Source organism: Butyricimonas sp. BSD2780061689_150309_C8 (genome assembly GCF_015560935.1).
In the GTDB taxonomy this organism is placed as follows: domain Bacteria; phylum Bacteroidota; class Bacteroidia; order Bacteroidales; family Marinifilaceae; genus Butyricimonas; species Butyricimonas paravirosa.
On sequence record NZ_JADMSV010000001.1, the window covers coordinates 464,356 to 477,061 of the forward strand.

Here is a 12,706-nt window from a genome sequence, read left to right on the forward strand (position 1 = left end):
ATTAATAGTTAGAAATCACCTTCCTCCAAGAAACACGACATATCACGAATTCCATCAAGAAAACAAGAAACAACATCACCACGATAGCTCCCCAGATTCCAAACCACGACAGCCGCATAGCCAGCGTATGCGCTCCCCCAACAAGAACTAGCATAAGCATCAGTACAATAACCCGCAACATATTCCGCCCGGAATCCATGGAACTTTTCTCTTTCGAAAAGGGAAAAAGCATCCCGGAAAACCATAGATAAATATAACTTACCAACGTACTCACGACCAGAATAAACAACAGGTCCGGAAGAATCACCCAGTCCAGCATCGCGACAAAAATCCCGCAGAGCAACACGTAAACCGGAAGATAATATTTCACGAACAAAGCCTTGAAACACCCGAGGATCAAGGCCCCCGGACGCTCCAACGGTTTGGAACGATAAAGCCAAAGTAAATTCCCCTTATCCGTAATTGACATATTCATCTGGATTCCGATACTAATCATCGCCATCATGTAAAGAGGCATATAATAAGCAATGCCGCCAGCTTCCTCCTGCCGTCCCTGGTATAAAAAGAAAACTGCCAAGAACATCGTGTAAATCATCATGGGCAAAACACCTTGTCTGAACTTCAAATTATCACGGGTCATACGCCATCCCAAGACAAACCCGGTCACCTGCATCGGGCTCCGACCAAACACTCGTGCTAAACCGTAAAGCCATCCCTCCTTTCCACCCTTACGTTTCTTGCTCACGGGTGAGTACGAATTCAACACACCCGCTTTTGCCGCAAAATAAGGAGCAAGATAAGCCACCGTGATATAACCAAGCACGACAACAAGCCCTACCCCGATCAACGCCAGCAACAAGGCGGGTCCCGTCGGTTGCTTAACCATCACCGTCAAGGACATAAAATAACAAGGTGGCGTAAAATACATCCAAGTCCCCGGCTGAAACATATCCAATTGAATATTATGAATTAACTGCCCGACCAACTGGTAGCTCAAAGCCACCCCGGCAATCAACACCACCTGAACATAGCTCATCACCCGCTGAAACCTCTCCACTGAAATAAAGCGCATCACCCCGAGATAAATAACATTAGCAAAAAGCAACGTGAAAATCGTGTTCAGAAACACGGAAATAATGAAAAAAGCCCCGGACATCACCCCTTTCCAAAAACAGACAATCACCAGAGGGATCACCGACATACAACCGGAAAGAAAAAACATGTACACCAACATCGACACGAGACGAGCAACCAGAATCGTTTTAGAATTCACGGGCAAACGCTGCAATATATGATTATCGTTCCCGTCAAAAAGAATCCGGGAATATTCCATCATAAAACTCATCATCAACATCAGAAACAGGTACGACTGGAATAACAAAAGCGACACCCCGAAAGCTCCCGACGCTATTCCCGTCAAGAAAAAGATCGGCCCGCAGATTCCGAGTAAAATTCCCTGCCTCATCAACGCGTTTGACGCATTTTTCTTGTTCCGTCCACTCCGGTCAATCCGGTTATCCACCGTCAGTTTCACCGTCACGATGGCCAGCATCCGGTCGAAATCAACGCCCATACGGGTAAACACCCCTTGAAAGAGTCGCAGAATTTGTGTCACCACCCTAATCATGACTCCCTGTTTTCAAAAGCGTTTACAATCTGTTCCGCTTTTTCCGACTGCCCAGTGGCTCCTATTAACTTCGTGAACAATCCCTCCAAAGAACTCGTTCCGGCCTCCTCCATCAACTCCCGAACCGAACCGTTAGCGATAATCGTTCCCTCGTTAATCAAAATCACCCGACTGGCTATTTTCTCCACCACATCCATCAGATGTGAACAATAAAAGATCGTTTTCCCCTCTTTTGCCAAACGAGCAATGACCTCCTTCACGATAATCACCGCGTTAGCATCCAACCCGTTCAAAGGTTCATCCATGAAAATCACTTCCGGGTTATGCAGCAATCCCGAAATAATATGCACCTTCTGTTTCATCCCCTTCGAGAAATTCACCATTCTCTCGTCCCGGTTCTCCCTCATCTCGAACAACGAGAGCAACTCGTCAGCCTTCCGGTTCACCTCCTTCCGGTCCAGCCCGTACATGGCTCCAATAAACTCCAAATACTCCATCGGGGTCAAATGCTCATACATCACGGCATTCTCCGGGATATACCCGATCCGTTTCTTCACCTCTATATCATTTTCCCGAACATCATACCCCAACACGTCCACCTTCCCTTCAAAATCCTCCAGTAACCCGCACATAATCTTCACAGTCGTGGACTTCCCCGCCCCGTTACTCCCAAGGTAACCGATCACCTCTCCCGGCCGAATCTCCATATCGATACCCTTCAACACGTGCAAAACCTCTTTCCCCTTGGGAAAACTCTTTTTCAAACCGGTCACCCGGATCACGTAATCATCTGCCATATACTGACGTTATTAATTATTCTCCGAACACAACATGACAAAGATAAAGGATAATTTAAGAAATGAGCATAAAAATTCCCCAAAAGCAAACACCTTTGGGGAACTCTCTCTACTTATTCAATAAATTAAAATTTATAGAATGCCCGCACATGACTAGAAGCATCTTGAGACAATAAAGCAACACTAATTCCATCTCCAAACATCGAAAAACTTATACTACGCACCTTGTCACTTAACGATAAAGAAGAAGAAAAATAACCATCAGTATCCCACCAATTTGTTTTTATTTCGGTAGCACCCACCACACCTGTTGCCACAATCTTATCATTAATCAAATCCGTGTTCGTATACAATATATTCCAAAAGTCCCTCAACTCATTCAAAGCCGGCATATACCACCCGGAAATACCATCTTTATTTTTATCCATACACCACTTCATCGCCGGGAACTTCTCTAAAGTCGGATCTACATTCAGAACCTCGTTCAAATTCTCTTGGGCATCACCTGCCGAATAAGCCTGCGCCATCAATGACGGTTCCGTACACCATTGGGTTCGTTCTTCATCCAACGAAATCAATACCCCATGCTTACCCGTTTCATCCACGGCAATAACTAATCCTTGCACTCCATTCAAATTATAAAAATCATACAATTTAAATGTTGGTAAATCTTCCACAACCTCTCCCACAATCGGAGTTTCCGTTTCAATCCAATCCTCGATTTCCTCAACAGTTACATGACATTCACCACTTTCAATACTTACACTCAACGTCATCTGCTTTCCCGGTTGAAAAATAAGATCTTCCGGCAATTCACTAAAATAAGAATAACCTCCCAAAGTTTTTATATCCAACCATTTTACCCCTTTCTTCAAAGTCTGAGGTACAATTATTGCTTTTACGGCGATCTCAAAACCATCTTTTTGCATGACTTCATCTGCCGCCACGACTTCTCCCGTTTCACCCTCTGCGATCACCGTTCCTTCATTCAAATCAATCTTTGCATTTGTTACACTACCAAGAATCCTCACCTCACCCCCAATCATATCACCCGGAATCATCGCATCACTCTTCAAATAAATAATAACCTTACTCATCAGATGACTAAATTCCAATGCGATTGGTTCTGTCTGAAAATCAGCATAACCTCTTGCCCATAAAAAATCACTTTCACCATAGGCAGAAAGCCCGTCTTGCAAAGAATCCTGTCGTTCTGCAACCTGAAACAAACAAGCCTCCGAGAGTATTCCATTCTCCGGCAAATAAGGATAATAAGCTGCAAACTCTATTCCGGTCTCCCGGTTCCAGTAAACAAGCGGATCACCAACCAAGCCATCAGCACTTTGCATAAACTTCTTGTTACTTACACGGGCACCAAGCAAATCCCCGCTTTGCCTCTCACTTGCATCTACAATATAAACTCCCACTCCGGCACCTCCTCGGAAACGAGCCAACGCCTCCCCTTCATTTATCCCGAGAATCTTTCCAGATAAACGTATTGGGATGTCAGATAATGACATCTCCTTATCATCATCGCAAGCTGTCAGAAACATCCCAATAACTCCAATAACTATTAACAATATCTTTCTCATAGCTATTTATTTATGATTCACTTCCACTTTTCAATATAAACACAAAACGTGTACGATACCCTCGTTCCAAGATAATCTCTTCCCCCCGGTATATGTATATTTTTCCATCCTGCAAGCACCTGAACACGGGAATCCCCTTCCCTAGAGACTGTGCTGGCAATAATGCCCTATATGTAAAAGAACCCATATCTGTCGCATCCTCCAAGCGCCACATATCAATCGTACCCGTCTCATTTTCAGCAACAGACACTCCTGTACCTAAATTGAATGAATTTTTCAAACAAATCTCGGTCATTTGCACCTCCAATCTTTCATTCGGCGTAATCACATTACCTCCCCGAATTTCAACTTCCACGACAGCCATCACGTGCCGGAAAAGCAACTCCACCTCCCCCTCGTTCACTCCTGTCGTGTTCGTGGCAACCATCCAATCCGAGCCATTCCTTCCCTCTATCGTCCTTTGATCCGGTTTCACGCCCACGGCAATACCTTCTGGGTTTATCGCATCACGGGAATACGGGTAATAAGCATAAAAATCCAGCTCCGCCCCATCTTGCGGATAAACAATTTTATCTCTCAAAGATGCGGGTTGCCATCCCTCATCCGTCTTCACCCATTTGGCATTATGAGCTTGATTGCCGGATAAAGCGGGAAACGAATTCCCGCCCGCTGCATCATGTTTCACCGCATAAATCCCGATAGAGTCCCCTACCTCAAAATTGGTAGCTGTAGCCCTGGAGAATGTCTCATCGAACCGAGAGATTCGAAAAGCGACCTCCTTATCTTGTCCGACTTCCCCCTCATCTTCCGGCATCCCGGAATAACAGGCCGTACAAAGTCCCAGACAAAACCATGCAAAATATTGATAAACTTTAATCTTCATAATTCCAGTTTTAAATACCTTCCAATGCATTTAACGTCTCCTCTGTTTCCGAATCTGAAGGACGTGTCATTTCCTTATTTATCACCTTACCCTCTCTATCCAATAGGATAAAACGAGGAATGGCCCTAATGGCATAGTCTTTCGCAATTTGAGCTTTATTTCCCCCATGTAATTGAATACCTCCCAACTGATCTTCTTGCACCATTTTAATCCATGCAGCTTTATTAGCATCAATAGATATACTCACGAAATAGATATTCTTTCCTTCAAACTTTTCCTCTAATTTTTTCAAATAAGGTAATTCTGCCTTACACGGACCACACCAAGTTGCCCAAACGTCAATATAAACGTATTTCCCTCTCAAATCCTCCAAAGCGACCATCTTCCCATCAATATCCATATATTTATGATCAGATGACATTATTTGAGTCCCTTCCGAATATTTTGCCCACATTTTCTGCGCTTGCGCCAATTCCTGTTGATAGACTTCTTTTTTCACGTTACGTTTGTAAAAAGATTCTATGTCACGAAGTGGTCTACCTTCCGTTACTTCAATATATTGCATCACCAAACTTTGAGTAATATCTTCCAAAATAACCGGAGTCTTAAAATGTTCCGTCAAAAAGTTTAACTGTTCTAATGTTCCCTTATACCTATCATTCCCCATGAACTCCGATACACCAAGAATACCAATACCACCTTTCACGTAATCCCGGTAAGAAGAAATTTTCCAAACTTGTTCATTATCAATAAAAAGTTTCGGGATATAAGCTTTCACTTGAGGCGTCTCCTCATATTGCTCCAACCCGGTCCATTCACTACCATTTTTCCAAAAATGCTGAATAGGATAACTAACTAATGGAGTATACAACTGATATTTAACCCGAAACAACTCTATCTTTTCAAACTCTTTGGCAAATTTCTGCTTTTTAATCAACTGGGTATTCTCTTTATTCAACTCGGATAGTTTCTTCAAAAACTCGTTCTCTCCTAACGTAAAATCAATGCGCTCTAAAAACTTCAGATCGTTCTCGTTCAAGTATTTATTGATTTTTACATTCTCCACATCTCCTTGATAATTAAAACTATTCTTCTTAAGGTGAAAAGACCCATCTTTATTCGGAACCAAAACAAGAGTTAAATCTTTCCCCGGTTCCAGATAAAGTAAGTTTCTAGCATATCCTATTGTTAAACTAACATATTCTCCTTGTTCCAATGCGATCTCCATCATCCCCATTTTATCCTCTCCCACCACGATCTCTTCTTTCAAATGATTCCCCTTCACCTCCACTTTCCCTGTTAATAAGGCATTTTGCAAATTAACTGTCAACCTCATTTTCTTTGCCTGTGCAAACGTAGCACTACACAACACGAGTACCCCGATTATTAATAACAAAAATCTTTTCATCATCATTTCATTTTAAACATTAATCTAATTTATTGCATCCCAATCTTCTTGAAGTCCTGTCAAGGCATACTTCGATTTATACATCCACCGGGAAGGACACTTTTCTATATGTTCCCGAATTCTGGCTACTTGATCCACCGTAATCGAATTTTTCCAGCTATACCGATCCATCACATTATAAGAAGTAAAATATTCTGTATTCTCATCCACGGAATCTTCCTCCTTACTCGTATTCTTTAAAACAGATGAATTATCATTCCAATAATAATACGTATCAGTACAGTAGTCAGTATCTCCATCAACGATATTACTAATCCCTTCGCTTTCGGAGGCTTGAGTCGATAACAATCCGAAAAATTGAGCCATCGAATTCGAGATCTCAAAAAAATCCGTTGAATTCATCGGATTAAGGAAAGCCGACATATTAATAAAGAAACCAACATCACGAGGTTTTTCCGGGAATTGGTCCAAAGGCCATTCATTAGCATTCAAACCCGGAATTTCTTCTCCTGCTAATATCACCGTCGGAGCCTTCACGGAAGAATTGGACCCTTGAGGATAATTAATTAACCAAATATTCAAATAATACCGGTAATCATATATTAAATTCAATTTATTTTTCAATACATAATTCTCATAATCATCAATATCCTCAAAAGTTTCCGAGGCGCTGATCTCCCAATTATGGATTCCTTCCTCGGCAAGTTTTATCCCGGAAACATCGTACTTAGCGGCAACAAATTTAATTTTCGTATCTGCACCATTAGGATCTGTTGTCACCACACGCCCAAATACATCATTTAGCCGATCAAGATTCTTCTTCACCACCTCTTCCGTTATCTTGAACGAAGGCACTCCCACCTGCTCCGTAGGATTAAGAACATGAAATATCACGGGAAACACTAATTCCTCATACTCCTGTTTCGGTAGCTCCCGGATTCGAATAGCGATCTTTTCACTTTCCAGTTCTCCCGATTTAGCATAGAAATAAACCGTTCTCTCCGTTGCATCTGTCGTTGAATAAACGGCATCCGGAATTTCATTCCCGCTTTCATCATACAATTTCAAAGCTCCTGCCGGAATAACATCTTCCGGAATTTTGAAGGTATCACAAACCACACGGGGATCATACATGATTGTATCGTTATCCACGCCCTTATACTGAGCCGAATAATCCGGTAACTCCTTTATCCCGAAGGCTGTAATATAAAAACACATCTTCGCCTTTCCATCCGGAAGTAACATCTTATGATCCGCCCGAATCGATAATAATTTTATATCACTTAACGAAACCGGATTCTCGTAAAATTTGTCATCATGATCACACGAGACAAACAAAACGAACAATACAAAAAATGATAATATTCTATTCATATACAACCTCTTTATCTGTTCAAATTTCCCCAACCGGGATTCTGTTCTATTTTATTATTGTAATCCAGCTCTACCCCGTTCGGAATAGGCAAAGCATAACGATAATCATCTGATTTCAATTCATAAACTTCCGTACCTTCTCCCTCTTTACTCATTCCGACCCTACTGGTTCCGATTCCCAACCTCTTCATGTCCACCCAACGAGTTCCAGCCTCATAACAAAACTCCTTTCGTCTTTCGTTCAGAATCTCACCTAACACATCCTCTCCTGAATAATTCTCAAAACCGATAATTCTTGCCCTTTTAAAGGTTTCCAACATATCCTTAGCCTCCGCAACCCGATTTTGCCGACACTTGGCCTCCGCATTAATCAAATACATCTCAGCCGTACGGAAAAGAACTGTAACCTCATTAATTGATCTCGTATATCCCGGTTTATTGATGTAATGTATCGTCCGGCCTTCTTCTTCCTCCGTCTTAAACCAAGCCTCCCGACGTATATCTTCCTCGTCATACATATCAAGTAACTCGTTAGAAACTCGCTGGGCTTTTCCCTCTGCCCAAATACCGGAAAAAATATCACCAAAACCACATGATATTCGATAGGTCATCCGGAGTTGATAATTAGCTCCTCCCACTTGATATTCTCGGACTGTCCCGGAAAACATATTAAAAAGAATATCTTCCCGATTTTCAGGCTCATAACCTGCTATCAACTCTCCGGAATATTTCTCGGCATTTGCCCAGTCACTCTCTTCCGCGGCTGCAGAACCAGCCTTAAACATATACACTTGTGCTAAAATAGCTTTCACAATCCCCGGATAATAAAAAATATTCCATTTCTCCCTTACAGTTTCATACTCCAAGACATCTTCCAATTCACGAATCACAATTCTATAAACCTCTCGCTGGGACAACCGCCCTCCGGGAATAACATTTTCCGAATCCAAATTCAACGGAATTCCTAGCTTATCACTATTATAAGGAGCAAAGAATTGCAACAACTTGAATATATAATAAGCACGTATTGTTTTAACCTCACCCGTGATCGTTTCATACTCGGCTTGAGTATATCCTCCGGCTTTTTCCAAATCGTCAAGAATAACATTCAAAAAACCAATTGCCCCGTAACACTTTTCCCACAAAACACTTGCAAGCGAAACACCTTTCCAATCAATACATTCCGTGTACACGTTCATGGCCTTCTCCTCGATACTGGAATGATCCGAATAATAAGACATATTCATATCATCCTCATACAGGCATAACTGGGTTGCCACATCATTATACAAGGGAAAACGGAAAACAGATCCTCCATAAGAAGGAGAAAGACCTCCTGTTGAATACGTTATCGCAGCCAAATAAGTCAACAATTCCGTCTTTACGTCTTCCAAATTCGCCACAACCCTTTTATTCTTCGGTACGAGATTCAAAAAATCCTTACATCCCACAATACCGAATACCAGTATGCACATTATAATCCAACCTCTTTTCATAATTCATTCTCATTAAATTCCTATATTCAAAGAAATCATATACTTTTTGGAATTAGGGTAACTAAATCCCCCAAAATTCTCCGGGTCCAAGCCAGAATAACCGGATATGGTAAACACATCCCGAACATTAAAATTCACCCGTAGTGACGTGAGTGAAAATTTCTGACAAATCTTTGAAGGTACCCGATAACCAAATGAGATACTTGTACATTTCAAGAAATCACCACTTTCCAATTTCAAATCGTACCACTCGCTATAAAGAGACGAATATTCACCCCCGGAAGAATAAACCGGAACATCCGTAATATCTCCCGGCTTACGCCAGCGAGTCGCCTCTTTTTTCAACACGTTCTGGCTGGCTGCCGAAACGACACCTCCCGCCGAAGTAGCGTAATAAGCTGCCGTAATCTTGTGTCCTACCATAAACGTGAAATTTGCATCAAACGTAAAATCCTTCCAAGACAGATTCGTCCGGAATCCTCCATTAACAGTTGGATAACTATCTCCCAAATTCTCTTTTATACTTTCCCGATCTTTATTCACAACATCATCCATATCTAAAACCCATCGACCATCTTCACGCTGAAAACCAATAGGTTTCTCCCGTTTACTGTTATCAACAAACGCCAATGTATGACCTGTACGCGGGTCAATTCCAGCAAAGCGATACCCGAACCATGCATTTGTAGAAGCCCCCTCAACAGGTGTTGTCTTATCATATCCTTTAGGAATCTCTGAAATATCTTTATAATACGTTTTGATCACTTTACTCCTGTTCATCCCGACATTAAAGTCTACCTTCCAAAACAGCTCTTTAGTACGAAGAACCTGAGAATTCATGGAAAATTCCCAACCGTAATTCCTAACCGACGAACTATTATATTTTATACTACTTACTCCCACGGAAATAGGCAAATTTTTCGTGTCCAGCAAATTACGTGTCACGTTATTATAATAATTCACCGTTCCCCGGATTCGACGATTCAGTAATGCGAAATCAACACCCACACTCCGGTCTTCCTTTTTCTGCCACTTCACGGACGGATTCTTAGGTTGAATATAAGTCGGAATATCATAACCGAAATACTCGTCTGTCGACATAAAAGTCATCACACCAAAAGGCAAAGCATTTTTATCAATGCTCCCCGTGTAACCATATGATAATCGAAAAGCCAATTCATCCAGCCAAGAAATCTTTTTCATAAATCCCTCTTCGTACACGTTGTATTTAAAACTGGCATTCCACAATGGGGAAAAACGATTAGCCGTACCGATAATATCAGCACCATCCATACGAATACTTCCGGCAACAACATACCGATCCAAAAAACTATACGACCCTGAAACAAAAAATGAAACACTTCGATTTCGAGATTCCGATAATCCATCCAACAAATTCAGAATTTTCTTCTTCACATCCTCAACACCATCTATATCCGGTACCCCCATTAATCCCTTTTCCGGATCATACTCGGGATACTTCACATAATTACTATTAGATTTATACTCGGAAACTTCATGACCAACATAAATACTCAAAAAATGCTTTTCTTTAAACGCCTGACGTAACTCTAAATTATTGCGCCAAGTCCATCCCGATGATCGGCTATTACCCTCCGCCAACGCACCACGATTCAATTCATCAGGTAACTCCGTGTAAACACCCGTCAACCAGTTATTCAACTTACCCGTATATGATCCTGGATCCCAAGTAGTACGGGTTTCATGGGCATTATTAAAAACAGAACCTCTAGTAGAAAATTTTAGATTTTTCAATATCTGGAAATTTAACTCCAAAGAAATATTGTTATCAAGAGATTTCTTTGTGGACTTATTCCGTTTCATCTCATCCAAAATATTAAAATCATACTTGTAACCGTCTTTCAACGAACTCAACTCCGATGTATAGGAACGGTCATATTCCAGATTTCCCTCCTCATCATAAGGGCGCTCGTAAGGATTAGCGTAAGTTGCATAACGCAAAGGATTAACCGACATCTCCGAATCTTCATCTTTTCGAATTGTTGACGATACATCAAAATTAATTTGTAGCCAAGAATTAAACTTTTGGGACAAACGTAAGGAACCTCCCCAATTTTCATACACATTTGTCGGCACGATACCATTCGTCTTCCGGTAATTCAATGTAGCATAGTACTGACTCTTTTCCGTTCCCCCGGAAAGAGCGATAGAATGATTCTGAGAAAAAGCTGTTTTAAAAATAACATCAAACCAATCCGTGTTGATTTTACTCAAACGCTCAATTTCAGCCTCGGCCTCACTTCGAGTAATCTTACCGACATCCGCATTTCTTAACAAAGTCATCACCCGTCCCCCGGAAGTCTGATTCGGGAAATCCTCATATATACTCCGTTCAAAAGCAATTTTTTCCTCAGAATTCATCAAATCCAACTTATTCTTCGGGGCTGCATCTATTGAAAAGTTTGCCGCAACCCTTATCGAAATACTGCCCTCCTGCCCTCTCTTTCGTTTAATCACAATGACTCCATTCGCCGCCTGAGAACCGTATATAGCTGTTGCTGCCGCATCTTTCAAAACAGTTATACTCTCAATATCTTCCGGTTCTATATCATTTAAACTCCCGTAGAAAGGAGCCCCGTCCACAATCCACATCGGCTCCATTGACCCGTAGAGAGAATTTAACCCTCGTATCCGAATTTCAGGTAAAGTCCCCGGTTTTCCGGAAACATTTCGAGTAGATACCCCTGCCATCGCACCCCGGAGTACATCACCCACAGAAGCATATCCCTTATTCTCAATCTCTTTCGCCGTAACCACATCCACCGCTCCCGTCATCCTTTTCTTTTCTATTGTCTGATAACCGGTCGTGACAGTTACCTCCTCCATCATCGCAACATCCTCAGATAAGATCACCTCTTTCTTCTCTTTTGTCCATTCCATCTCGACAGGCTGCATCCCGATAAAGGAAAATTTAAGCACGGGAGCGATAGATTTAAGTACAACTAACTTAAATTCCCCGTTAACATCCGTCGCCACGCCTATGTTCGTTCCCTTCACGACAATCGATACTCCGGGTAACGGATTTCCCTGTTCATCCTTCACCTTTCCTTTCAACTCCACGTAAACAGGCGTCTCTTCATTACCCTTCTGATCCTTTTTACGCACCATAATGTAACGCCCCTGAATATTAAACGAATACTTCTTCCCCAAGACCACATCCAACACCTCCTTTAACGTACTGTTGTGCATCGACACGGACATCTTCTCCTTCACGTCAACAATATCCGTGTTGTACACGAACTCGACATTTTGCAATTGGCAAATTTTCTCCAGAATCTCTCCCAGAGTAGCCTCTTTCATCTCAATCGTAAGTCTCTTTTCTTGAGAATACACGTTATTCCCGCAAATACCCGAGACGAAAAGCAAAATAAACAAGAACACGCCATGTAAGTGCCCTCGAATTTTTAATTCACAATTTTTCTCCATACATTTGTTATTAACATTAATAATACCCCATAACAGAAGATGCGGCAAACACTGCTGTTAT

At 41.7% G+C, this 12,706-nt stretch carries 8 protein-coding genes; all 8 read right to left on the minus strand.

Going from position 1 to position 12,706, the window contains the following annotated elements; genetic code table 11:
* Window position 1 precedes the first annotated feature (1 nt).
* Window positions 2-1,627, minus strand: coding sequence for a hypothetical protein (locus I2I33_RS01795; protein WP_087419235.1), 1,626 nt, complete (start codon window positions 1,625-1,627; stop codon window positions 2-4).
* Window positions 1,624-2,424: an ABC transporter ATP-binding protein gene (locus tag I2I33_RS01800; RefSeq protein WP_087419236.1), complete on the minus strand. Its 801-nt coding sequence runs from the start codon at window positions 2,422-2,424 to the stop codon at window positions 1,624-1,626. Before I2I33_RS01800 ends, I2I33_RS01795 begins: the two co-directional genes overlap by 4 nt.
* Window positions 2,425-2,549: 125 nt before the next feature.
* Entirely contained in the window at window positions 2,550-4,016 is a 1,467-nt protein-coding gene (locus tag I2I33_RS01805; protein WP_087419237.1) for a fimbrillin family protein, read from the minus strand.
* A 10-nt stretch (window positions 4,017-4,026) separates the two neighbouring features.
* Window positions 4,027-4,899: a fimbrillin family protein gene (locus tag I2I33_RS01810; RefSeq protein WP_162613671.1), complete on the minus strand. Its 873-nt coding sequence runs from the start codon at window positions 4,897-4,899 to the stop codon at window positions 4,027-4,029.
* A gap of 10 nt (window positions 4,900-4,909) precedes the next feature.
* Window positions 4,910-6,307, minus strand: coding sequence for a TlpA family protein disulfide reductase (locus tag I2I33_RS20240; protein WP_229128149.1), 1,398 nt, complete (start codon window positions 6,305-6,307; stop codon window positions 4,910-4,912).
* A 24-nt stretch (window positions 6,308-6,331) separates the two neighbouring features.
* A complete protein-coding gene (locus I2I33_RS01820; protein WP_140402525.1) occupies window positions 6,332-7,681 on the minus strand; it encodes a hypothetical protein in 1,350 nt (449 codons plus the stop codon).
* Window positions 7,682-7,692: 11 nt separating this feature from the next.
* Window positions 7,693-9,177, minus strand: coding sequence for a RagB/SusD family nutrient uptake outer membrane protein (locus tag I2I33_RS01825; protein WP_087419240.1), 1,485 nt, complete (start codon window positions 9,175-9,177; stop codon window positions 7,693-7,695).
* Window positions 9,178-9,189: 12 nt separating this feature from the next.
* The gene (locus tag I2I33_RS01830) at window positions 9,190-12,645 is read right to left on the minus strand and encodes a SusC/RagA family TonB-linked outer membrane protein (protein ID WP_087419241.1); all 3,456 of its coding nucleotides are present in this window, start codon (window positions 12,643-12,645) and stop codon (window positions 9,190-9,192) included.
* Window positions 12,646-12,706: the final 61 nt, after the last annotated feature.